At 64.1% G+C, this 23,591-nt stretch carries 21 protein-coding genes; 13 read left to right on the plus strand and 8 right to left on the minus strand.

Annotated features, from left to right (window positions below):
* Nucleotides 1–60: 60 nt before the first annotated feature.
* The 3 genes from GYK42_RS18340 to GYK42_RS18350 all read left to right on the plus strand — a co-directional run bounded on the left by GYK42_RS18340 (nt 61) and on the right by GYK42_RS18350 (nt 2,933).
* Nucleotides 61–939, plus strand: a complete 879-nt coding sequence (locus GYK42_RS18340) for a peptidase (RefSeq protein WP_166448667.1) — start codon at nt 61–63, stop codon at nt 937–939.
* Nucleotides 940–1,047: 108 nt separating this feature from the next.
* The gene (locus GYK42_RS18345; protein ID WP_166448668.1) at nt 1,048–2,406 is read left to right on the plus strand and encodes an alpha/beta hydrolase; all 1,359 of its coding nucleotides are present in this window, start codon (nt 1,048–1,050) and stop codon (nt 2,404–2,406) included.
* 101 nt (nt 2,407–2,507) lie between these two features.
* Nucleotides 2,508–2,933, plus strand: a complete 426-nt coding sequence (locus GYK42_RS18350; protein ID WP_070218730.1) for a Fur family transcriptional regulator — start codon at nt 2,508–2,510, stop codon at nt 2,931–2,933.
* A gap of 13 nt (nt 2,934–2,946) precedes the next feature.
* On the opposite strand, the gene GYK42_RS18355 is transcribed toward GYK42_RS18350, so the two are convergent.
* Genes GYK42_RS18355 through zigA form a run of 4 tightly spaced genes read right to left on the minus strand, consistent with a single transcriptional unit; the run spans nt 2,947 to nt 6,567 of the window.
* Complete coding sequence (locus tag GYK42_RS18355) at nt 2,947–3,465, minus strand: GNAT family N-acetyltransferase (RefSeq protein WP_166448669.1); 519 nt, start codon at nt 3,463–3,465, stop codon at nt 2,947–2,949.
* A 43-nt stretch (nt 3,466–3,508) separates the two neighbouring features.
* Nucleotides 3,509–4,297 (minus strand): hypothetical protein, encoded by a 789-nt coding sequence (locus GYK42_RS18360; RefSeq protein ID WP_166448670.1) that lies wholly within the window; start codon nt 4,295–4,297, stop codon nt 3,509–3,511.
* Entirely contained in the window at nt 4,294–5,322 is a 1,029-nt protein-coding gene (locus GYK42_RS18365) for a CobW family GTP-binding protein (protein WP_166448671.1), read from the minus strand. Before GYK42_RS18365 ends, GYK42_RS18360 begins: the two co-directional genes overlap by 4 nt.
* Before the next feature lie 18 nt (nt 5,323–5,340).
* Nucleotides 5,341–6,567, minus strand: a complete 1,227-nt coding sequence (gene zigA / locus GYK42_RS18370) for a zinc metallochaperone GTPase ZigA (protein ID WP_166448672.1) — start codon at nt 6,565–6,567, stop codon at nt 5,341–5,343.
* A gap of 147 nt (nt 6,568–6,714) precedes the next feature.
* Here zigA and GYK42_RS18375 point away from each other — a divergent pair, with 147 nt between their 5' ends.
* The 7 genes from GYK42_RS18375 to GYK42_RS18405 all read left to right on the plus strand — a co-directional run bounded on the left by GYK42_RS18375 (nt 6,715) and on the right by GYK42_RS18405 (nt 14,120).
* On the plus strand, nt 6,715–7,371 hold the full coding sequence (locus GYK42_RS18375) for an ABC transporter ATP-binding protein (protein ID WP_166448673.1): 657 nt from the start codon (nt 6,715–6,717) through the stop codon (nt 7,369–7,371).
* Complete coding sequence (locus GYK42_RS18380) at nt 7,368–8,546, plus strand: ABC transporter permease (RefSeq protein WP_166448674.1); 1,179 nt, start codon at nt 7,368–7,370, stop codon at nt 8,544–8,546. Before GYK42_RS18375 ends, GYK42_RS18380 begins: the two co-directional genes overlap by 4 nt.
* Before the next feature lie 12 nt (nt 8,547–8,558).
* Complete coding sequence (locus tag GYK42_RS18385) at nt 8,559–9,026, plus strand: DUF3299 domain-containing protein (protein ID WP_166448675.1); 468 nt, start codon at nt 8,559–8,561, stop codon at nt 9,024–9,026.
* Nucleotides 9,023–9,472, plus strand: a complete 450-nt coding sequence (locus GYK42_RS18390; protein WP_166448676.1) for a TlpA family protein disulfide reductase — start codon at nt 9,023–9,025, stop codon at nt 9,470–9,472. Before GYK42_RS18385 ends, GYK42_RS18390 begins: the two co-directional genes overlap by 4 nt.
* A gap of 89 nt (nt 9,473–9,561) precedes the next feature.
* Complete coding sequence (locus GYK42_RS18395; RefSeq protein ID WP_166448677.1) at nt 9,562–11,658, plus strand: bifunctional 2',3'-cyclic-nucleotide 2'-phosphodiesterase/3'-nucleotidase; 2,097 nt, start codon at nt 9,562–9,564, stop codon at nt 11,656–11,658.
* A gap of 56 nt (nt 11,659–11,714) precedes the next feature.
* Nucleotides 11,715–12,407, plus strand: a complete 693-nt coding sequence (locus GYK42_RS18400) for a tetratricopeptide repeat protein (RefSeq protein ID WP_166448678.1) — start codon at nt 11,715–11,717, stop codon at nt 12,405–12,407.
* 276 nt (nt 12,408–12,683) lie between these two features.
* Entirely contained in the window at nt 12,684–14,120 is a 1,437-nt protein-coding gene (locus tag GYK42_RS18405) for a catalase (RefSeq protein ID WP_166448679.1), read from the plus strand.
* Between the two features lie 82 nt (nt 14,121–14,202).
* Here GYK42_RS18405 and GYK42_RS18410 read toward each other — a convergent pair whose 3' ends face one another.
* Both GYK42_RS18410 and GYK42_RS18415 read right to left on the minus strand, forming a co-directional pair.
* A complete protein-coding gene (locus GYK42_RS18410; protein WP_139143634.1) occupies nt 14,203–14,535 on the minus strand; it encodes a hypothetical protein in 333 nt (110 codons plus the stop codon).
* A gap of 149 nt (nt 14,536–14,684) precedes the next feature.
* Nucleotides 14,685–15,863, minus strand: coding sequence for a hypothetical protein (locus GYK42_RS18415; protein ID WP_166448680.1), 1,179 nt, complete (start codon nt 15,861–15,863; stop codon nt 14,685–14,687).
* 256 nt (nt 15,864–16,119) lie between these two features.
* Here GYK42_RS18415 and GYK42_RS18420 point away from each other — a divergent pair, with 256 nt between their 5' ends.
* The 3 genes from GYK42_RS18420 to GYK42_RS18430 are packed head-to-tail and all read left to right on the plus strand — an operon-like array spanning nt 16,120 to nt 20,812.
* Nucleotides 16,120–18,087 (plus strand): serine protein kinase, encoded by a 1,968-nt coding sequence (locus GYK42_RS18420; protein ID WP_166448681.1) that lies wholly within the window; start codon nt 16,120–16,122, stop codon nt 18,085–18,087.
* 2 nt (nt 18,088–18,089) lie between these two features.
* The gene (locus GYK42_RS18425) at nt 18,090–19,307 is read left to right on the plus strand and encodes a DUF444 family protein (RefSeq protein WP_166448682.1); all 1,218 of its coding nucleotides are present in this window, start codon (nt 18,090–18,092) and stop codon (nt 19,305–19,307) included.
* Nucleotides 19,304–20,812, plus strand: a complete 1,509-nt coding sequence (locus GYK42_RS18430; RefSeq protein WP_166448683.1) for a SpoVR family protein — start codon at nt 19,304–19,306, stop codon at nt 20,810–20,812. The genes GYK42_RS18425 and GYK42_RS18430 overlap by 4 nt, the downstream gene beginning before the upstream one ends.
* 70 nt (nt 20,813–20,882) lie before the next feature.
* On the opposite strand, the gene GYK42_RS18435 is transcribed toward GYK42_RS18430, so the two are convergent.
* Together GYK42_RS18435 and GYK42_RS18440 are read right to left on the minus strand one after the other, a co-directional pair.
* Complete coding sequence (locus GYK42_RS18435) at nt 20,883–22,103, minus strand: SDR family oxidoreductase (protein ID WP_166448684.1); 1,221 nt, start codon at nt 22,101–22,103, stop codon at nt 20,883–20,885.
* Entirely contained in the window at nt 22,103–23,395 is a 1,293-nt protein-coding gene (locus GYK42_RS18440; protein ID WP_240943658.1) for a nucleotide sugar dehydrogenase, read from the minus strand. The genes GYK42_RS18435 and GYK42_RS18440 overlap by 1 nt, the downstream gene beginning before the upstream one ends.
* Nucleotides 23,396–23,591 lie beyond the last annotated feature (196 nt).

A 23,591-nucleotide genomic window follows, 5' to 3' on the forward strand; every position in this document is an offset into this window, starting at 1 on the left:
GGCGGATACTCAAGCCCCGGCTGGTGTAGAATGCTTCCCCTTTCGATTTGATTTACGACGATGACTTATTGCATAGGCATGCGCCTGAACGAAGGCCTGGTCTTCCTGTCCGACTCCCGCACCAACGCCGGCGTGGACCAGGTGGGCACCTTCCGCAAGATGAGCGTGTTCGAGAACCCGGGCGACCGCATGCTGGTCCTGATGACGGCGGGTAATTTGTCGATCTCGCAGGCGATCCGCCAGATCGTCTCGGAACACGTGGATGCGGACGGGCGCAGCATCTGGAACGTGGCCAGCATGTACGACGCGGCGCGCATCGTGGGCGAAGCCGTGCGCACCGTGCACCTGCGCGAAGCGAAGGCGCTGGCCGACTGCGGCATCGATTTCAACGTCAGCATCATTGTGGGCGGGCAGATCGGCGCCGAGCGCTGCCGGCTGTTTCAAGTGTATTCGGCCGGCAATTTCATCGAATCGCACGATGAAAACACATATTTCCAGATCGGCGAAGCCAAATACGGCAAGCCCATCATCGACCGGGTCATCAACCCGCATACGCGCCTGGACGAAGCGGCCAAGTGTGCGCTAATCTCCATGGATTCCACCCTGCGCTCGAACATTTCCGTCGGCTTGCCGCTCGATCTGCTCGTCTACGAGACGGGCAGCCTGGCCGTCACGCGCTTTGTCACCATCGATGAAAAGAACCAGTATTTCCGCATGATCCGCGACACCTGGGGCGAGCAATTGAAACATGTGTTCGAAGGCATTGTCGATCCCGTATGGAACGCGGCGCCCGAGACCACGACGAACGTGCTGTCGTCCGCCAACATGCACAGCAAGCCCGTGCGCGTGGCCATCCCCGAGCACGTGAGCCGCGGCGGCCTGACGGTGGCCCCTCTGCAATCCTTGGCGCAGCAGTTCAGCGACGACAAGCAGCATTGACCTGTCGCGCACCGCGTGCGCGCGGTGCTGGACAAGTCGCTTTCCGCGTGCTTTTATGGCAATATGAGTTGATATTTAATTCATATTGATCAGAGAGGCAGGTAGCGCATGGACTTGATTACTTCCGCCGTCGTGGCGGCCATCGAACATGGCGCGCCCGGCCACGCGCCGGAAGCCGTCGCCAGCCACTATCAGCGCCTGAAGCTGGCCATTGCCAAGTTCGACAGCGCCGCCGCCATCCTGGCCGCCATCGTCGCGCTGGAGGCCGAAGCCGCCAATACCCAGCTGCAACTGGCCCTGTCGGCTGCCCTCTCCGCGGCGAAAGTACCCGATGACATGGAAACCCTGTTCGCCGCGCAAGGCTTGCTCGATGCGCTGCGTCCGCCCGTAGCCTTGCCGCCGGCAGCGCCTGCGGCGTCTGCGACGCAAACGGCGCCCGCCCCCGCCGACAAAAGCGCCGACGTGTCGAACTACGCGGTGGTCAAAGTGTATTTCGCCACGGACCGCCAGCGCGACGTGGGCAAGCCGCCGGCCCAGCGTTTCAGCGGCGAACGCAATGTCATGGGAGGCAATGGCCCGCTCAGCTATGGCAGCTGCGACATCAGCATCCCGCGCGACCACCGCATGGGCCAGCTGGAATCGCCGTCGCTGTGGCGCCTGGAATTTCGCGACGACCCGGCCAAGCACGTGGTGGTGCTGTCGGCCGACGTGCAGGACCGCGACAACTTCTTTGCCGCACTGAAAACCCAGATCCGCGCGTCGGCCGGCAAGAGCGCCTTTATCTTCGTGCATGGCTACAACGTGAGTTTCGAGGATGCGGCGCGGCGCACGGGACAGATGGCCTACGACCTCGGTTTCGACGGCGCGCCCGTGTTCTACAGCTGGCCGTCGCGCGGCGAGGTGGCCGGCTATACCATCGATGAAAACAATATCGAATGGAGCACGCCCCACATCACGGCCTTCCTGGCCGATTTTCTCGCCAGCACGGACGCGGCGCAAGTGTATCTGGTGGGCCACAGCATGGGCAGCCGGGGCCTGGCGCGCGCCGTGACCGACTTGCTGGCGGCGCAGCCGCAACTGGCGCAAAAGATCACGGAAATCATCCTGTCCGCGCCCGATATCGATGCCGCCATCTTCAAGCACGATATCGCGCCGAAACTGGCCCGCGCGCGCAACCCCGTCACATTGTATGCCTCGTCGCAAGACCTGGCCCTGGCCGCCTCGAAGGCCGTGCACGGCTATGCGCGGGCGGGCGACAGCGGCGCCGGCATGCTGATCGTGGCGGGCGTGGAAACCATCGACGCCACCGGGGTCGACACGAGTTTCATGAAGCACTCGTATTTTGCGGAAAAGCGCTCGGCCTTGTCCGACATGTTTTATCTGATACGCAACAATGCGCGCGCCGACCAGCGCTTTCTAGACCCCGTCGATACGGCGGCCGGCCGCTATTGGACGTTCAAACCGTGATGCCGTTTCATCCGGAGCGGCACGCATGCTAAGATACGGCCCATAGGGTGGCAAAGGCACGGCGATGACGCCGCCAGCCGATCCCCGCAAGCAGGCTTATCATGTTGACATCATCTTCTACACCGCACGCCGAATCGCTGATCCGCAACACCAACGCCCGCGTCACCAAGACGCGTGTGAAGGTGCTCGACTTTTTAATGGCGCAAAGCCGTTCGCTGACCCACCATGAAATCCAGCAAGCGCTGTCGCAGGACAGCGATATCGATTCCGTCACCCTGTACCGGGTGCTGGAATGGCTGACGGAAAATGAACTGGTGCACCGCATCGCGGGCGCCGACCAGGTGTGGCGCTTCAGCGCCGGCGCCGGCCACCAGGCGCACGAGCACGCGCACTTCCAGTGCACCAAATGCGCGAACGTCACCTGCTTCAATGAAGTCAAGCTGCCGCCGCCCGTGCTTCTGCCGGAAGGTTTCAGCGGCGGCGAAGTCGATTACCTGATCAAGGGCCTGTGCCCGCGCTGCAAGTAAGACTCCTCTGCCATCACTTGAGCAGCAAGGCCAGGTGATGCTCGTCATAAAACAGGTCGCCCACGCGCATCGAGCGCGGCTCCGTGCCATACGCGATAAATCCCAAGGATTCATACAGCCGCAGGGCGGCATTGTTTTCCGCATTCACGCTCAAGTGCACCTGCATGACGGCAGAGTCCGTCTCGGCCAGTTCGATGCAGGCGTTCACGAGCCGCCGTGCCACGCCCCTGCCCCGCTGCGCCACATCGACGAACACACCCCATAGCAGAGCCTTGTGCGATAGCTGGCGCATGGACTCGCGCCGCAAGCCGACAAAACCGACGAGACGTTCGCCATCGAAGGCGCCGAAAGCCCTTTGCATGGGGCCGTCAGCGATGCGCTGTGCATGTTCCGCCGCCGTGCGCGCCAGTTCATCCTCGCGCGACGCCGAAAACGAGCTGGGCGAATCAAGGATGGCGCGCAGGCGCAGCGCGCAAAAGGCGGCGGTGTCTGCTGGCGTCAGCAGGCGGATGACGATATCGGGTGCGGGCATGGTGGAATCCGGCAGTTTTTTCCATTATACCCACGCCTCCAGCTCAGGCACGCACGCGGCGCAAGCCCAGCAAGGTCCAGCCGTACAGGGCCGCCATTAGCAATACCATGGCCGCGCCCAGCGCCGCCGTCCAGCTTTCCGGCAGCGACCACGCGGAGTCAAACTTGCCTGCCACCATGTAGGCAGCCATGGCCACGCAGATGGCGACGATGGGCCAGCCCAGGCGGCGCCGGAAGGCGCGCACGACATCAAGCTTGCCGGTGCGCATGACCTTTGCCGTAACCCAGCCATCGAAGGTATCCGTCACGCCCATGCCGACGGCAAACACCGTACCCGTCAGCAAAGCCGGCCCCATGCCGCCCAGCGCGACGGCCGCGTAGCCCCAGGCGGCCGCCTGCAGGGCCGTGTCGAAGACCAGCGCAAACAGCATGCCGACGAGAATGGCGGCGAGCGGCCCGGATGCGCCCCGCAGCGACCGTGGCAACAGCCGCCCGCGCACCTCGGCCAGTTGTGCCCCGGCCAGCAAGCTGCGCGCATTCATGCCAGCGATCAACAGCAGCAAGGCGATGGGCAGCCATTCCAGCCAGCCGAACAGTGTTTCCGACGGTGCAAATTGCTGCGATGCCACGGCGGCCAAGGCCACGATGGCCAGCACGGTAACGCCATGGCCCAGCGCAAACAGCGCCCCCATCCATGGCGCCCAGCGCGGCGACGCGGCTTGGCTGCGCAGGGTCAGCCCATCGACGGCGGCCAGGTGGTCGGGCTCCAGGCCATGCCGCATACCGAGGAGAAAGATCAGCGCCAGGGCGGGCAAGCCCGCTTCCACGCTCATGCCGCCTCCCCGGCAATCACCTCGGCCATCATGCTGGCCGGGCTGGCGGCGCCGGCCACGCAACGATCCAGGCCCCGGATCAGCATATCCTGCGGCAAGTCGCGACCGATAAAGATCATCTTGCTGGCGCGCGGCTCATCGTCGCGCCACGGTGCGCCCAGTTCCGAGCCCATCAGCATGTGCACGCCCTGGAACACGGCGCGGCATGGCAGGTCGGCAACGTACAAAATGCCCTTGTAGCGCATCAGCTGCGTACCGAACAGTTGCACCACGGCATCGAGAAAGTTTTCCACCTGGAGCAGATCGAGGGGCTGGGCCTGGTGGTAGACGAACGATTGCACGCCGTCACCGTGGCGGTGGCCCAATTCCCCGAGGAAATCCGGCTCCAGCTCGACGATGGCGTTCAGGTTGAAGCCGCGAATGTTCAAAATGTCGCGCAGCGGCACATTGCCGAAGCGCACTTTCTGTATGCTGGCGCGGCCATTGATGGCGGCCAGCCGCTGGCGCAGCGCGGCCAGTTCATCCTTGCCGACCAGGTCCGTCTTCGACAGCAGGATGCGGTCGGCAAAGCCGACTTGCTCCTGCGCTTCCTTGTGCGCCGTCAATTGCTGCTGCGCATGGCGCGCGTCGACCACCGTGAGGATGGCGTCCAGCATGTAGCACTCGCTGACGGAGGGTTCCGCAAAAAAGGTTTGCGCCACGGGACCCGGCGCGGCCAGGCCCGTCGTTTCGATGATGACGTGGTCGAAATCGATCGTCCCGGCTGCGCGTTTGGCGTGCAATTCGCCCAGGATGCGGATCAGGTCGCCCCGCACGCTGCAGCAGATGCAGCCATTGTTCATTTCCACGATCTGCTCGCCGCTGTCCTGCACCAGCAAGCCATGGTCGATGCTTTCGGCGGCGAATTCGTTTTCGATCACGGCGATGCGCACGCCGTGATCGCCCTGCAATATGCGCTTGAGCAAGGTGGTTTTCCCGCTGCCGAGAAAACCCGTGATGATGGTGACGGGGATCAGTTCTGTCATGGTGTGTTCCTGTTCAAGTTAATCTTCGAGTTCTTCCATGCGCTGCCATTGGGGAAACGGGTCCGGCAGCTGGCGCCAGGCGGCCATGCCCTGGTGCGTTTCCGTGGTGTTGAGTTGACATTTCTTCAAGTCCGCCTCAATGGCGGCCTGGTCCATGTCCTGGCCGATGAAGACGAGTTCCTGGTAGCGGTCGCCATACGTTTCGTTCCAGCCCGCTTTAACTTCCGCCAGCGAGGCCGCATCCGTGGGCCAGCGCTCCTTCGGTACGGACGCCCACCACAGGCCCACGGGCTCGATATTCATCAGCTTGCCCGCGCCGGACAGGCTGGCCACCCATTCGGGGCGGCTGGCCAGCCAGAAATATCCCTTGCTGCGCACAACGCCCGGTATCGGTTGCGAAATATAGTCGTGCAGGCGCTGCGCGTGGAACGGTTCCTTCGCCCGGTAGACGAAGCTGCCGATGCCGTAGGTTTCCGTCTCCGGCGTGTGGGTGCCGGCCAGCTCCTGTGCCCAGCCCGGCATGGCGGCCGCCTGCTCGAGGTCGAACAAGTTCGTGCCCAGGATGGCGTCGAGCGGCACGATGGAGTGGTTGGTTTCGATGATGCGCGCGCCGGGATTGAGGGCTTTTACAATGGCCAGCACGCGCAGGCGCTCGTCCGCCGCCACCATGTCGACCTTGTTGAGGACGATGACATTGGCAAACTCGATCTGTTCCGTCAGCAAGTTTGCCAGCTGGCGGTCGTCGCCCTCGCCCGCCGTTTCTCCCCGCTGCTCCAGGCTGTCTTCGCTATGAAAATCCGCCAGCAGGTTGGCGCAGTCGACGACGGTGACCATGCAGTCGATGCGCGCCACGTCATTCAGGCTGTCGCCGTGCTCGTCCTCGAAGTCGAAGGTGGCGGCCACGGGCATCGGCTCGCCCACGCCCGTCGATTCGATCAACAGGTAATCGAAGCGGTCCTCGGCCGCCAGGCGCCGCACTTCCAGCAGCAGATCGTCGCGCAGGGTGCAGCAGATGCAGCCGTTCGACATTTCCACGAGTTTTTCTTCCGTGCGCGACAGTGCCGCGCCGGCCGCCTCGGCACTGTCCTTGACGAGCGAAGCGTCGATATTGACTTCGCTCATGTCGTTGACGATAACGGCCACGCGCTTGCCTTCGCGGTTGCGCAGTATGTGGTTGAGCAAGGTGGTCTTGCCGGCGCCAAGAAAGCCGGACAGGACGGTGACGGGGAGTTTGCGCTGGGGCATGGGTATCTTTCGGGTGGTCGATGAGGGGATGCAATGGAGTATGGATTTTAAATGCAAGTCAATTGCGTTTTAAATTATAATGCAGCTCACTTGCATTTGTGTGGCGATTTTTGAGGTCGCCCCCTTCGCTTACCGGAAAGAACATTCATGCTCCACCTCGCCTCACTGACCTACGGCTATGACGCCGCGCGCCCCGTACTCGATATCGCCGCCTTTGATTTGCCCGCCGGCCGCCACGCACTGCTGCTGGGGCCGTCCGGCTCCGGCAAATCGACCTTGTTGCATTTGCTGGCGGGCATCCTGGCGCCCCAGGCGGGCCGCCTTGAAGTGGCGGGCCGGTCCCTGCCTGGCCTGACGCCACGCCAGCGCGACAGCTGGCGCGGCCGCACCGTAGGCTTGCTGCCTCAACAACTGGCGCTGCTGCCCAGCCTGAACGTGCTGGACAATGTCCTGCTGCCGGCCTACGCCAGCGGCCAGCGGCCCGATCCGGCCCGCGCCGCCAGCCTGCTGGGCCAGTTGGGCCTGGCCAGCAAGCTCGACGCTTACCCGCATGCCTTGAGCGGCGGCCAGCGGCAACGGGCCGCCATCGCGCGCGCCGTCGTCATGCGCCCGCAGCTGATACTGGCCGACGAGCCCACTGCCAACCTCGATGACGCCTCCTGCGCGGCCGTCGTGCACCTGCTGGTGAGGCAGGCCGGGCAGTCAGGCGCCACGCTGGTGATCGCCAGCCACGACGCGCGCGTGCTGGCCGCCTTGCCCGACGCTACCGTGCTGCGCCTGCCACGTCTTCAGGTGACGGCATGAACGCGGCCACCCTGGCCTGGCGCGCCGTGCGTCACAAGCCGCTGGCGGCCAGCCTGAATCTGCTGCTGGTGGCCATCGGCATCGCCATGATGACCTTCATTCTTGGCGTATCCAACCAGCTGGAAGAGCACGCCGAACGCGAGGCGCAAGGCATCGATCTGGTGGTAGGCGCGAAGGGCTCGCCGCTGCAGCTGATATTGTCTTCCGTGTATCATGCCGATATTCCGACCGGCAACATCCCTGCAAGCGCGCTGGCGGCGCTGGCCGCGCAGCCGCTGGTCCAGTCCGCCATTCCCCTGGCCTTGGGCGACAATTTCCAGGGTTTTCGCATCGTCGGCAGCACCACGGCGCTGCTCGATCATTATGGCGCCGACCTGGCGCAAGGCCTCCTGTTCAGCCAGCCCATGCAGGCTGTGTTCGGCGCCCGCGCCGCCCGCGAGACAGGCGCGAGTGTGGGAGCGACTTTTGCCGGCTCGCATGGCCTGGCGGCGGGCGGCGAACTGCACGATCATGCACCCTACAAGGTGGTGGGCATCCTGCAGCCTACGGGCACGGTGCTCGACCGCCTGATCCTCACGCCCGTCGCTTCCGTGTGGCAAGTGCATGAAACGGATCCCGATGAACAGCCATCGGCCGCGCCCGAACGCGAACTGACGGCCGTGCTGGTGCAATACGCGTCGCCGCTGGCCGCCATCAGCCTGCCGCGCTGGGTCAACAGTCAGCCCAGCTTGCAGGCGGCCCAGCCCGCTTTCGAGGCGGCACGCCTGTTCAATCTGCTGGGCGTGGGCATCGATGTGCTGCGCGCGATTGCCGCCGGCGTGCTGCTGGTGGCGGCCCTGTCGCTGTTCGTGGCGCTGTACGGCGCGCTGGAAGAACGCAGGATGGACATGGCCATCCTGCGCACCCTGGGCGCTTCGCCAGCCAAGCTGCTGCGTTTGCTGCTGGCGCAGGGCCTGCTGCTGTCGCTGGCCGGTACCGCCATCGGCTGGCTGCTGGGGCATGCGGGGATTGCCCTGCTGGAATCGATGCAGGACCTGAACCTGCAGGCGTGGCGCGTGGCGCCTGGTGAAGCCTGGCTGCCCGTGATCGCCATGGCCGTGGGCTTGCTGGCCGCGGCCCTGCCCGCCATGCGCGCCTACCGCACCGATATCGCCGCCGTCCTGGCGCGTCCTTGAAAGGAAATGACTATGTTGAAAATCATCGTATTGAGCGCCGGCCTGCTGCTGGCCGGCATCGCTGTGGCGGCACCTTCCGACGAGCCGCCCTCTTTCTTTGCGCCCCTGACGGAGTTGCCGGGCGTGATCTCGTGGAAACTGCTGGGCAAGGCCACCACGGTCAAGGCAAAAAAGGGCCGTATGGTGCCGAAATACACGCCGGAAATCAGCGCGCTCGACAATACGGACGTGAAAGTGCAAGGCTTCATGATGCCATTGGAACCGGGGCAAAAGCAGAAACACTTCCTGCTGACCGTCACCTCGGCCAGCTGCCCCTTTTGCCTGCCGGCCGGCCCGGAAGGCGTGGTGGAGGTCAAGAGCCGCACGCCCGTGAAATTCAGCTATGCGCCGTTCATCGTGCAGGGCAAGCTGAAAGTACTGGCCAGCGATCCCATGGGCTTGTATTACCGCATGACGGACGCGGCCGTGGTGCCGCAATGACGCGCTGGCCGGCGCTATTGCTGGTGTTTGCCTGCCATGCGAACGCGGCGCCGCTGTCCTTCGACCTGCCGCGCGTCGATGGCGAAGGCCGGCTGAAGCTCGGCCAGTTCCAGAACCAGCCAGTGGTGCTGAACTTCTGGGCCAGCAACTGCCTGCCGTGCATCCGGGAGCTGCCGATATTGGATGCCCACGCCGCCAAGCAGCCGAAACTTCCCTTCATCGGCATCGCCATCGACACGCGGGCGGCCGCGCAAGCGTTCCTGCGGCAGCACCGGGCCAGCTATCCACAAGCCCTGGCATCACCCGCCTTGCTGCCCACCTTTGGCAATCAAATCAAGGGCTTGCCGTACACAGTGATTCTAACTTCTCAACATCGGATCTGCACGCGGCGCCTGGGATCCGTCGATGCGGACTGGCTGGCCAAGGCCGTGGCGGCCTGCGCGTAAGCCTGTATCCATGCGCCTTGCACGACTGTCATCGCCGCGTCACATGGCGGCGTTACAGTCGCGTCCTTTGAATCTCTGCGAGGGCGGTAATGAAAACAAATAGGGTCATGCTGGCGGCGCTGGCAAGTGCGGGTCTCGTTGCTTGCAACGGCAGTTCAAACACGGCACCGGCCATTCCCGAAGGCACGACGGTCACCGTGGCATTGCTGGAAACCACCGATATCCACTCGAACGTGTTGAGCTATAACTACTATGCGCTGGCCGAAGACACGAGCCTGGGCCTGGAGCGCACGTCGACCCTGATCCAGGCGGCGCGTGCGGAAAATCCGAACAATGTGCTGCTCGACGATGGCGACGTCATCCAGGGCACCTTGCTGGCCGACCTGCAGGCCGTGGCCGCACCCGTGCCCTGTTCTGGCACCCTGGCCGTGCACAAGGCCATGAACGCGCTGAAATACGACGCGGGCGGCATGGGCAACCATGAATTCAACTATGGCTTGCCCTACCTGAGCCAGATCACCAACACGGATTTCGGCATCCCCGGCGTGGCCAAGCCGACGGGCACTTGCGGCGCGCCCGCCTTCCCTTCCGTGCTGAGCAATGTCGTCGGCGTGAGCAGCGGCAAGCCCATCTTCCAGCCCTACGCCCTGCTGCCCCGCGATTTCGCCGCCACGGCGCCCGACGGCAGCAAGCTGACCGTGAAGATCAATGTAGGCGTGCTGAGCTTTGTGCCGCCGCAAATCCTCGAATGGGACCAGAAAGTGCTCGCCGGCAAAGTCAGCGTGACGGGCGTGCAGGAAGCAGCCAAGCAATATGTGCCGGAATTGCGCAACAAGGGCGCCGACCTCGTCGTGGCCCTGTCCCATGGCGGCCTGGACACGAGCGCCTACAGCCCGAAGATGGAAAACGGCAGCTATCACTTGACCAGCACGGGCATCGACGCGCTGATGATCGGCCACTCGCACTTGATCTTCCCGAAAGGCAAAGAGACGGGCGCGGCCGCGCTGGACGCCTCGTTTGCCGCCTTCCCCGCCAGCGCGAAGATCGACGCCGTCAACGGTTTTGTGAACGGCGTGCCCACCGTCATGGCACAAAGCTGGGGCCGCCGTTTGGGCATCATCAAGCTGACGATGGTGTACCAGGCTGGAAAATGGGTGGTACAGCCGGCCAAGACGACGGTGGAATCGCGCGGCTTCAAGTACACGGACGGCACGACCCTCGTGAAAGCCGACCCGGCCATCGCGCCGCTCGTAGCCACCGAGCATGCGGCCACCATCGCCTACGCCAAGCAGCCGCTGGGCATCAGCACGGATTTCGAGATGTCGGCCTATTTCGCGCTGGTGGGCGACGTCAGCGCCATCCAGCTGGTGAACCAGGCACAGCTCGACTACGTGAAGAACTTCATCGCCACCAGCACGGATGCGACCTTGTCCAGCTACAAGAACATCCCCGTCATCTCGTGCAGCGCGCCGTTCAAGGCGGGCCGCAACGGGCCGTCGGACTTCACGGACGTGGCCGCGGGCGCGACGCCGGCCGCGCCAATCGGCTTGCAGGTGCGCAATCCGGGCGATCTGTATTTGTATAGCAATAACAACTTGCAAGCCGTCAAAATCAAGGGCGCGGACTTGAAGGCGTGGCTGGAAACGTCGGCCAAGCAATTCGCGCAGATCGATCCGAGCGCCACGGTCGAACAGGATCTGGTGCCGTCGTATGGCACGATCTATAACTATGACGTGTTCTACGCGGAAAACAATGCCCTCACGTACCAGATCGACGTGACGAAAAAACCGGGCAGCCGCATCGTCAACCTCACGTACAAGGGCGCACCGGTCGCCGATGGCGATGATTTCATCGTCGCCACCAACGATTACCGCGCCGGTGGCGGCGGCGCCGTGCCCGGCATCGATGGCAGCAAGACCATCATCAAGTCGCCCGACGCGAATCAGGCCGTGGTCAGCAATTACCTAGCGTCGCTCAGCACCAAGGGCGGCAAGGTGACGCTGGCAGCCAATGGCAGCGCGCGCAGCTGGAGCTTTGTCAAGACGGCCACGGCCGGCCCCGTGATCCTGCGCTCGGCGCCGGGCCACCTGGCGCTGGCGCAAGGCAGCGGCATCGCCAACGTGGCGGCCGAAGGCGGCCTCGACGCCAGCGGTTTCGCCAAGTACCGCATCGACCTGAGCAAATAAGGTCCATGGGCCGGGACTGCGGCAGTTCCGGCCTGTTTTGATGAAAGTTCATCCAGATGAAACACGCACTCTCCCTTCCCGCCGTCGTGCTGGCTACCGTCCTGGCCGCCTGCCAGTCGCCACCACCACCCACGGCGGCGGAAATCGAAGCCGTGGCCATGCATGCGCGCCAGGCGGGCGACCACCAGGCCGAACGCAAGGTACGCAGCTGGGCCGGCAAGGACATGCCCGTCGCCGAGCGCGAACTGGCGCTGATTTACCAGGCCCGTCCCGAGCGCCGCGCCGATGCCTTGAGCCTGTTCGAACAGGCGGCCCGCGCCGGAGACACGGAAGCGTCGTTCGAACTGGGCCAGATGCTGCGCGCGGCCACGCCCGGACAAGCGTGGCTGTGGTACCGGCAAGCGGCGCAGCAAGGCCATGCGAAGGCGGCCCTGATGCTGGGCTTGCTGGCAGCGAATGGCGAAGGCGTACCGAAAGACCAGAGTGAAGCGGCACGCTGGCTGGCAAAATCAAGCGAACAGGGCAATCCGCACGCCATGTTTCTACTGTATAACGCCTACCGCGAAGGCCGCGGCGTTCCGCGCGACCTGGCCAAGGGCCTTGAGTTGCTGGAAGAAGCCGCCCACCACGAATACCCGCCCGCCATCCAGGAACTGGCCATGACGGTGCAGGCCGACGACGCCCTGCGCGCCGGCCACCTGATGAAGGAAGCGACGGAGCACCGGCATAACAACTGGAACCGCTTCTAACTGGACGAAAGGCCAGTGGCGCAAGCGCTGCCTGCCTTTATATACTTGCAACTTGCAAGCGTGCGGGAGCGGAGCTGACTCAGCAGTTATGATGCTGGGACGCCGCCTGTGCTGTCGCAGGCGGCAAGGTATGCCGTCCGCACGAAAAGGTTTACACTAAATTGCATTTTAGAAATTTTACTCTGGACCAGCCCCGGTGAGTTTTCATTCAACCCAGCCAGTTTGAGTAGCGCCGGTGCGTCCATTGCTCTGCCTAGCCAAGAAAGAAAGAGTCCAATGAAAAAGCTCACCACCGCCTTTGGCGCGCCTGTCGTCGACAACCAGAACATCCAGACGGCCGGCCCACGCGGCCCCGCCCTGTTGCAAGATGTATGGTTCCTGGAAAAGCTGGCCCACTTCGACCGTGAAGTGATTCCCGAGCGCCGCATGCATGCCAAGGGATCGGGTGCGCACGGCACGTTTACCGTCACGCACGACATCACGCGCTACACGCGGGCCAAGATTTTTGGCGCAGTGGGCAAGCAAACGCCGATGTTCGCGCGCTTTTCCACGGTGGCCGGCGAACGGGGCGCGGCCGATGCGGAACGCGACATCCGCGGCTTCGCCCTGAAGTTTTATACGGAAGAAGGCAACTGGGACCTGGTCGGCAACAACACGCCCGTGTTTTTCATGCGCGACCCATTGAAATTTCCCGATCTGAACCATGCCATCAAGCGCGACCCGCGCACGGGCTTGCGCAGCGCCAATAGCAACTGGGATTTCTGGACTTCGCTGCCCGAAGCGCTGCACCAGGTCACGGTGGTGATGAGCGACCGGGGCTTGCCGCGCAGTTTCCGCCACATGCACGGCTTCGGCAGCCATACCTTCAGCTTCCTGAATGCGCAAAACGAGCGATTCTGGGTCAAGTTCACCTTGAAAACCCAGCAAGGGATACAAAACCTGACCGACGCGCAAGCCGAGGAACTGGTCGGCAAGGACCGCGAAAGCTCGCACCGCGACCTGTATGAAAGCATCGAAAACAAGGATTTCCCCCGCTGGACCCTGTACGTGCAGATCATGCCGGAAAAAGAGGCTGGCACGTATCACCTCAACCCCTTCGACCTGTCGAAAGTGTGGCCGCACGGCGACTATCCGCTGATCGAAGTGGGCGTGCTGGAACTGAACCGCAATGCCGACAATCATTTCGCGGAAGTGGAACAGGCGGCCTTCAACCCGGCCAACGTGGTGCCCGGCATCAGCTTTTCGCCGGACAAGATGCTGCAGGGCCGCCTGTTTTCGTATGGCGACGCGCAGCGCTACCGCCTCGGCGTCAACCACAGCCATATCCCTGTCAACGCGCCGAAATGCCCGTTCCACAGCTACCACCGCGACGGCCAGATGCGCGTCGACGGCAACCAGGGGGGAACGTTGGGCTATGAGCCGAACAGCGAGCAGGAATGGGCCGAGCAACCCGACTTCCGCGAACCGCCATTGAGCATCGAAGGCGCGGCCGATCACTGGAACCACAGGGTCGACGAGGACTACTATTCGCAGCCTCGCGCCCTGTTCCGCCTGATGACGCCGGCACAGCAGCAGGCACTGTTCGACAACACGGCGCGCGCCATCTCGGGCGCTTCGGAGCAAGTCAAGCAACGCCACATCGGCAATTGCACGCTGTGCGACCCCGCCTATGGCACGGGCGTGGCCGAAGCGATCAGCCGCCTGAGCAAATAAAGCAGGCGGAAAGGAACCCGGAAGGCTTGGCAACAGGCCTTCCGCCGCAACGATCAGCGGCCAGGCGGCCAGGCCTGCCTACCTACCAGCGCTGGATATCGATCTGGCCAGTGATGCTCGTTTCCACCGGATAGCCCTCGACCTGCGACGGCACGCGCCGCTTGACGGACGAGTCGCGCAAATACACGACGAGCGCGTCCTTGCCCACGGCCGTGTGTCCCACGCTGACGCCTTCCACGCCGTCGATGGCCATCAGCGCCCGCTCGTTGCGCCGCTTTGCCGCTTCCAGGCGGCCGTGGGGCGCGGCCGGAGTGTACTGCCCCATGCCCTGTCCAGGAATTTCATCCGGTAAGTACGGCATGGCAGCGTCTTCGAAGACGGCATATGGCGATGGTACGAATTTACTGTTTGACATGACAACCCTCCTGAGGCATTCCATGATACACCCGGCCATCCGGCGCTGCAGCACCGTTCGCCGGGCACAACCATGCATGGCTGCGGCCTCCCATACAATCATCATCGTGCAAAAAGCAGCGTTATGCAAGGCGGTATCTGGCAGCGTGCTCAAGTGTACAAATTGATGTCGAGCGCCGCCACGACCCGCCGCATCTGGTTGGCAAACGTGATGTTATTGCCGCCGGCAAACAGCAGGCCGACGGGATTGCGCTGCTGGTTCCAGGTCCATATGGACGAGCCGGAATCACCGCCCGCGCTGAATGCCCCGCTCACGCCCGTGATGGCGATCTGGTCCTGGAACAGCGCGATCCTGCCGCCGCCGTAATTGACGTTGATGGTGGCGCCCAGGCCCGTGATGCGGCCCTGCGTCAATTGCGTGGTGCGACCGGACTTGCCGACCATCATGCCCAACGCGGGTGCCACCAGCGCATTGCTGATACGGAAGTAGGCGGGCACGCCGCCGCTCAGGTAGACCAGTTCGGGCCGCACGCGGTCAGGCCAGGCCCAGCCGGTGGCGCAATCGACGTAATTGACGCCGCCGCTGAAATTGATGGGCACGAAACGCTCGAGCACGGCCACCTGGTCTTGTGGGCAACGTCCCCCGTCGATGGGACCAGGCTGCACGATGCAATCGTTGAACACGCCGCCGTTGGAATTGGCCAGCACGTGATTATTGCTCAGGATCATCAAGCGGCCGCTGCGCGGCGCGCTGCGGCCCACGGCCAGGCAGCCGATGGTGCCGGCTGTAATGCGGAAATGCCCGACCGACACGCCGCCCGGCGCCGGACGCAAGCGGAAACGGTGCGGTTGCGCGTCGATCACGCCCGTGACGACGATGTTGACGGGCACCCTGTCGCTGGCCACGGCGCGCACGCCCATGGCCCCCACGATGGCGGCCTTGGCGCGGTCGACGGAGGTGGGTTCGGCCACGTACAGGGTCAGGGCCGGCAAGCCCGGCTCGCCGGACGAGCTGTCGCTGGCGCCCTCGCCCAGGCCGATGGACACGCCCTGGATATTGCCGCCGTCGCTGAAGGCATCGGCCGCGCGCACGCCGCCCGCCTGGGAAATACCCTGGCGCATGCCGTCTTCGATGCTGCGCTTGATTTCCAGCAATTCCATGCTGACGCCGCTCAGGGCGTCGGGTACCTCCGAGACGGACGCGCTCTCGATCGTATTGTCGTCTTCGCCGGGGGCGGCAAACTGGCCCACGGCCTCTTCATCGTCCGCGCTTTGTCCCCTGCCGCTGCCGCCAGGCGGGGAGCTGAAACCATTCTCGTTACCTATCATTATGTTCTCCTCGTGGGTCGTCGCAAGACCAGTGTGGACGTGCCGCGCAGGCCTGTATTGATCTGGATTGAACCGCGCTGACGCATGGCTGCCCTGTCTCAATGGGCGCAGCGAGGATAAAAATGGTTCCCTCGTCAAGGTTGAGCGAGATCAGTCGTGCGGGCAGAGGCAGCGTCGTATACTTGACGGGTAGGCTGGAACTGGGCCTGCACACGGCAGCAACGGTATGGATGGGGAAATAATGACGATTCCTGGTATGCCACACCAATCCGATGACGACGCGCCTGCGGGCGAGCAAGGCCAGCATGCGGGTTTTGTGCAAGGCATGGCGGCCTGGGCGGAAAAACACCGCATCAGTCCCTGGCGTGGCAGTTTTGCCGACTTCATCGAGCAAATCCTGCCCGGCCGCGCAGGCCTGCTGACGCGCAGCGCGCACCAGTATCTGTGGGACATGATGCGCTGGAATGGCCAGACCGACGACGGCGGGCGCTTCCGCTGCCGCCTGTTCGACGACGAGCTGTTCGGCATCGACGAGGCGATCGACCGGGTCGCCGCCTACTTCAAGGCGGCCGCCGCCGGCTCCGAAGTGGGCCGGCGCATGCTGTTGCTGCTGGGCCCGCCATCTGGCGGCAAGTCGACCATGGTGATCCTGCTCAAGCGGGGGCTGGAAGAATATAGCCACAGCAGTGAAGGCGCGCTATATGGCATCGCCGGCTGTCCCGTGCACGAATCGCCGCTGCATCTGGTGCCGCACAGCATGCGCGCCGACTTTCGCGCCAGCTATGATGCCGAACTGCACGGCGAACTGTGTCCCCATTGCCGCGCCCGTCTGGAAGAACAGTACGGGGGCGACTTCCTGCGCATGCCCGTCGAGCGCATCCACCTGTCCGAGGCGGGCCGCTGCGGCATCGGCACGTATGCTCCGCACGATCCCACCACGGCCGACCTGGCCGACCTCGTGGGCTCCGTCGACCTGTCGAAAGTGGCGCAGTACGGCGACGAAGGCGATCCGCGCGCCTGGTCCTGGTCCGGCGCCGTGTATGCGGCCAGCCGCGGCATGCTGGAAATGATCGAAATCCTCAAGGTCAAGCGGGAATTTCTCTACCTGCTGCTGACCCTGACGCAGGAAAAAAATGTCAAGGTGTCGCGCTTCCCCCTGATTTACCTCGATGAAACCATCGTCGCGCACACGAATCTGGCCGAATTTCGCAAATTCCTGCAAGAAAGCGAAAACGAGGCGCTGCTCGACCGCATGGTCATCGTGCAAGTGCCCTATACGCTTAATTACCGCGAAGAAGCGCGCATTTACCGCAAGCTGATCCAGGCAGCCGCGCCCGCCTTCCGCGACGTGCACCTCGATCCGCACGTGCTGCATGCGGCGGCCGTGTTTGCCATCTTGAGCCGCCTGTCTGACGGTGACGACAAGGAAGCCGAGCTGGTCAAGAAGCTGCGCATCTACGCCAACGAAGACGTCGACGACTTGCAGCATGCCGATCTCCACCGCATGCGCGAGCGCGACAAGGCGCCCGACGAAGGCCTGTCGGGCGTGTCGCCCCGTTTCGTCATCAATGCCCTGTCGCACGCCATCATTTCCGCCCAGCGCAACAGCCTGTCCACCATGGATGTGCTGCTGGCCCTGAAGGACAGCATTGAAAGCGATGCGCGCATCGAACCGCGGCGCAAACGCCAGTGGATCGATTACCTGGTGCTCACGCGCAAGGATTTCTATAACCGCTGGGTCAAGGCGGACGTGCACAAGGCCCTGTTCGTGTCGTTCGAGCAGGAAGCGCAAGACTTGCTGAATAAATACCTCGATGAAGTCGAAGCCATGCTCGACAACCGCCAGGTCCGCGATCCCATCACCAGCGAAGAGCGCCGTCCCGACGAGCGCTTCCTGCGCGCCGTGGAAGAAAAAATTCATATCAGCGATTCTGGCAAGCAGTCTTTCCGCCAGGAGGTGGTGCGCAAGGCCATGGGCGCCTTCAAGCGGGGCGAGGCGTTTGGCCTGGGCAGCCATGCGCAATTGCACGATGCAGTACAGCAATATCTGTTCGAGCAGCGGCGCGACGTGCTGCGTCTGGTGGGTTCAGCCAAGCGCCCCGATGACGACGTGCGGGCCAGGATTTCCGCCGTCGAACAGCGCCTGGTCGACGAATACGGCTACGACGCCCACAGCGCGCGCGAAGCGCTCAACTACGTGACCACCTTGCTGGCACAGGAATAGCCATGTCCGCCACGACCTCGCCAGGCAAAGGCAAGCAGGATGGTCCTGCGGCAGCAGCCGCGCCCGACCTGGCCCAGCCTTGGTATGGGCTGTTCTCGCGCGGCGCGCGCGACTGGCTGCGCCACAACCAGAAAGTGCGCGACGCCGTGCAGGCCCACTTGCCCGAGCTGATCGCCACGCCTGACCTGATCGGCGGGCCGCAGCAGCGCACGGTACAAGTACCCATGCGTCTGCTCGAACATGCGCGTTTCCGTCTGGCGCCCGCGCGCAACAGCATGGGCGCGGGCCAGGGAGACGGCCAGCCCGGCGATATCCTGCGCGCGGCCGACCCTGCCGCCACGGGCGGGGTTAGAACGCAAGGCGAAGGCGGCGATGGCGAGGGAGCCGTGCGCTTGCTGCTGGAGTTTCCCATCGACGACATTCTCGACTGGCTGTGGGACGCCTTCGAGCTGCCGCACCTGAAGCCCCGCCACGTAGGGCCGATTGACGAGGTACAGCTCGTGCGTAGCGGACTGGACCGTCATGGCGCCCGGTCGCGCCTGGACCGCCGGCGCACCGTCAAGGAAGCGATCAAGCGGCGCGCGCTGCAAACGCAGCCCGTGCCCTTCACCAATGAGGACTTGCGTTACCGCCAGGTCCTGCCACAGCCCCGACCCAGCACGAACGCCGTCGTGTTTTTCGTGCTGGACGTGTCGGCCAGCATGGCGCAGGCCGAGCGCAAACTGGCCAAATCCTTCTTTTTCTTTGCCTTGCAGGGCTTGCGCCGCAGGTATGCGCGCGTGGAAACACGTTTTATTGCCCATACGACGCGGGCCTGGGAGTTTTCCGAAGCCGAGTTCTTCCAAGTCAACGGCATGGGCGGCACCATGGTGTCCACCGCCTTTCGCCTGAGTCGCGAACTACTGCAGGAACACTATGCGCCGGGCCGCTACAACGCCTACCTGTTCTATGCCTCCGATGGCGAGAATTTCAGCGAAGACCGGGCGGCGGCCAGCCTGGCACTCGGTGAACTGGCCGCCCTGCTCAACTACATGGGCTATGTGGAAACCGTGCCCGGCGTGCCGCGCAGCCTGGAAACGGAAATGCACAGCCTGTGCGCCGAGCAGGAACGCCGGGGCTTGCCCCTGCACAGCAGCATCCTGAGCAGGAATGACGATATCTGGGCGGCGATCCGCACTTTTTTCCAGCACGAAGCGGCCGATACGGAGGACGCGGCATGACGCGGCATGACGCTCAGCATCATGGCGGCACGGCAAACATAGCCGGCCTGGACGCCTACGCGGCGCGCATCGAAGCGCTGGCGCGGACACTGGGGCTGGAATTTGCCCCCGTCGAGTTCGAGCTGGTGCCGGACAGCTTCATGGCCGAGATCGCTATCTATGGCTTGCCCGTGCGCATGCGCCACTGGTCGTTCGGCGTGCGCTACATCCACCAGCTCGTGCATCAAAAGATGGGCAACTCGCATATGTTCGAAGTCATGTTTCCCGGCGACCCATGCCATGCCTACATGGCCGAGCACAATTCTGTGGCGGAAAACACCCTCGTCACAGCGCACGTGCTGGGCCACGCCGACTTTGCCAGCCGCAATGCCCTGTTCCTGCGTTTCGGCGCCATGGCGGGCCAGCACATCCTGGAACAAAGCGCGGCGCGGGCGCAGCGTCTCGAACTGGCGTTGCAACGCCATGGGCAAGAGCAGGTGGAAGCCGTGCTCGACGCGGCACTGTCGCTCGAGCAGCACGTGGACGTGCACGCCGAACTGCACCGGCCGCCGTATGCGGCGGCGGCGCCAGCCGGCGTGGCCGGCACGCAAGACAGACCCGGCGCGGAAGATCCTTTTGCACAACGCTACCGGCGCCTGCCCGGCGAAGCGGCGGCGCTGGCGGCGCACGAGGCGGCCCGGGCAAGGCTGGCGCAGCGCCCGCTCCTGCCGCCGCAGCCCGAATACGATTTACTCTGGTTTATCGCACAACATGGGCCGGAACTGGCGGACTGGGAACGCGACATTTTCCTGGCTGTGCGCGAAGAGTCGTTTTACTTTTATCCCGTGTACGCCTGCCAGATCATGAACGAAGGCTGGGCCTCGTACTGGCATGCACGGCTGCTGCGCGAAGCCGACTTCCTGCCGCCGGCCTTGTACCTGTCCGCCATCAAGTCCCATTCGGACGTGGTGCGCCCTTACGCGGGCGAGCACCAGCAGGCGCTGGCCGTCAATCCCTATCATTTGGGATTTTGCATGTGGGAACACATCATCGAGCGTGAAGGACTGGCGCGGGCGCGCCAGATTTGCCGTGACGATGACGACTGCAGTTTCATACGCAATTATCTGGACGGCGAACTGGCTGACCGCCTGGGCCTGTTCGTGCATGAAAGCCACCGCGATGGCGAAACGCGCCTGGCCACCCGCGACTTGGCGGCCATCCGCGAAGCCATCCTGGCGCCCAAATACAACTATGGCGCGCCGTGCATCGCCGTCACGCTGCTCAACGACGACGGCAGCCTGGTGCTTCGCCACGATCACCAGCGTGATGGGCGCGGCCTCGACCTGGAACGGGCGGAACAGGTGCTGGCGTACATCGCCCGCATCTGGCGCCGCCCCGTGACCCTGCATACGGCCGATTTCCGCGGCACGCCCCGGGTTCTCCGCAGCAAGACCGATGGTGTACCGGAGCCGCCCGCGCCGACAGCGTCATCAACAACGCCGACAGCGCCGCCCATGCAACGCTAAAGGCCGCCGATCGGACGAATATCGGAATGTACCTGGCCAGCTTGTGCCTCCGACCTGGCGGGCCAGTTTCTCATGCACGGCCCGCCTGCGCCACATACCAGGCGATGGTCTGCAGCAAGCCTTGCGCCAGATTGTGCGTGGGGACATAGCCGAGCAGGCGGCCCGCCTTGGCGATGTCCGCCTGCGAATGGCGCACGTCCCCGGCGCGAAACTCGCCGTAGTGCGGTGCCTGCGGCACGTGCTGCGGGCGGACGGCAAGCAGCATCTGCTGCATGGTGGCGTGCAATTGGGTCAGGCTGGTGCTGGCGTTGACGGCCACGTTGTAGACCTGGTTGACGGCGGCCGGGTCGGTGCGCGTGGCGGCGAGGATATTGGCTTGCACGGCATTGTGCACGAAGCAGAAGTCGCGGCTGGTGGCGCCGTCGCCATGGATGCGCACGGCCTGATTGTCCAGCATGGCGGCGATCCAGCGGGGAATGACGGCCGCGTAGGCCCCCAGCGGGTCCTGGCGCGGACCGAAGACATTGAAGTAGCGCAAGCCCACCGTCTGCATGGCGTAGCAGCGCGCGTACACCTGCGCGTACAGTTCGTTGACGTATTTGCTCAGAGCATACGGCGACAGGGGCGCGCCGATGTGCTGTTCCACTTTCGGCAAGGCCGGATGGTCGCCATACGTGGCGCTGGACGCGGCATACACGAAGCGCCGCACGCCCGCCTCGCGTGCGGCGGCTAGCATGTTCAGGAAGCCGCTGACATTGACGGCGTGGCACAGCAGCGGGTCTTCCAGCGAACGCGAGACGGAACCGAGCGCCGCCTGGTGCAGCACGTAGTCGACAGCGCCGCCCGTATCGGCCCGGCCGCGCCCGGCCAAGCTGCCGCCAGCGCCACTGGCACCATCGGCCGCATCTGTTCCGCCGTCCGCCTCGCCATCGCCACCGCTGGCGGCCTGTACCGGCGCGCCGCACGCGCGCACGCACGCCGGCAGGTCGCGGATATCGCCTTCAATGAAGGTGAAGCGGCGCCACGCCTGCTCGCCCACGCTGGCGCGCACCTGTTCCAGATTGTGGCGATGGCCCGTCATGAAGTTGTCGAGGCCGCGCACTTCCTGTCCAAGTTGCAGCAGGGTTTCCAACAGGTGCGAACCGATGAAGCCAGCCACGCCCGTCACCAGCCAGCGGCGCGGCGTTTGCACCAGTTGCGCACAGGCTTGCGCGTACGCGCCTGCAGCCGGGCCGCCAGCGGGGGCGCCTTGCGCCGCGTTTGCGGCCCGTTCGAAGGCATCGACCGCCATCACAGCCGCCACACGTGCAAGCCGCCATCCTCCAGCGGACGGGGGTCGAAATGCGATTTGATGTCGATGAAGCAGCCATTTTCCAGCACCTTGGCCTGGAAGTCGGCCAGCGGGCGGGCCAGCAGTGCCTGGTGCGAGACGGCGCTGATGAGGGCCTCGGCCCGCGGCAGCTGTTCCCAGCTTTCCAAGGTCAAACCGTATTCTTCCAGCGCTTCGCGGCCATCGGCGACGGGGTCGTGCACGTGCACCTGCACGCCGTATGATTGCAGTTCATGGATCATGTCGACCACTTTCGAGTTGCGCAGGTCCGGGCAGTTTTCCTTGAAGGTCAGGCCCAGCACGTTGACGTGCGCCCCTTTCAATTTGAAGCCGGCGCGCACCATTTCCTTGATGGTCTTTTCCGCCACGAACTTGGCCATGCCGTCGTTGATGCGGCGCCCGGCCAGGATCACGTGCGGGTGGTAACCGAGCATTTCCGCCTTGTGCGTCAAATAGTATGGATCGACGCCGATGCAGTGGCCGCCCACGAGGCCGGGACGAAATGGTAAAAAATTCCATTTCGTGCCGGCCGCCTGCAGCACTTCCAGGGTGTCGATGCCGATGCGGTCGAAGATGATGGCCAGCTCGTTCATCAGCGCGATGTTCAGGTCGCGCTGCGTGTTTTCGATGACCTTGGCCGCTTCGGCCACCTTGATGCTCGACGCCCGGTGCACGCCCGCCTCGACCACGCCCTCGTACAAGGCGGCCACCTTGTCCAGTGTCGTGGCATCATCGCCCGAGACCACCTTGCGGATGCTGTGCAAGGTATGGTCCTTGTCGCCGGGGTTGATGCGCTCGGGCGAAAAGCCCACATGAAAGTCTTCCTTCCAGCGCAGGCCCGAATGCTGTTCGAGGATGGGGATGCAGATCTCTTCGGTGGCGCCCGGATAGACGGTCGATTCGTAGATGACGATGGCACCGCGCCGCATGTGGCGGCCGACGGCCGCGCTGGCGCCGGCCAGGGCCGAAAAGTCGGGATTGTGCGCGCTGTCGACGGGCGTGGGCACGGCCACGACGATGAAATCGGCCAGTTGCAGCTCGGCCGGGTCGCAGCCGACGCTTAGCCATTGCGCCGCCAGCAACTGTTCATGGCTGACTTCGCCCGTCGGGTCGATGTGGCGCCGGTAGCTTTCCACCTTGCGCGCCGACAAGTCAAAGCCGATCGTGCGCTGGCGTGTGCCAAACGCCACGGCCAGCTGCAAGCCCACGTAACCGAGACCCACCACCGCCACCACGCCCGCCTTGCTATTCATATTGCTCTCCATATGCATGTGCTCCGAATGGTTGCGGCCTGCGCATCGCCGTCCGGGAAATTCTACGGTTGCCGGTTTGTCCATTCTTGAGCGAGAACAAGAAAACCGGGGCGCCGGCAAGCATGCGCGCGGACAATCGGCGGCTTGTTGAGCGCAATCAAGGAGACCGGCTGCCATCTTTTTAAGCTAGGCCATG

Source organism: Janthinobacterium lividum (assembly GCF_011601275.1).
Lineage (GTDB): Bacteria > Pseudomonadota > Gammaproteobacteria > Burkholderiales > Burkholderiaceae_D > Janthinobacterium > Janthinobacterium lividum_E.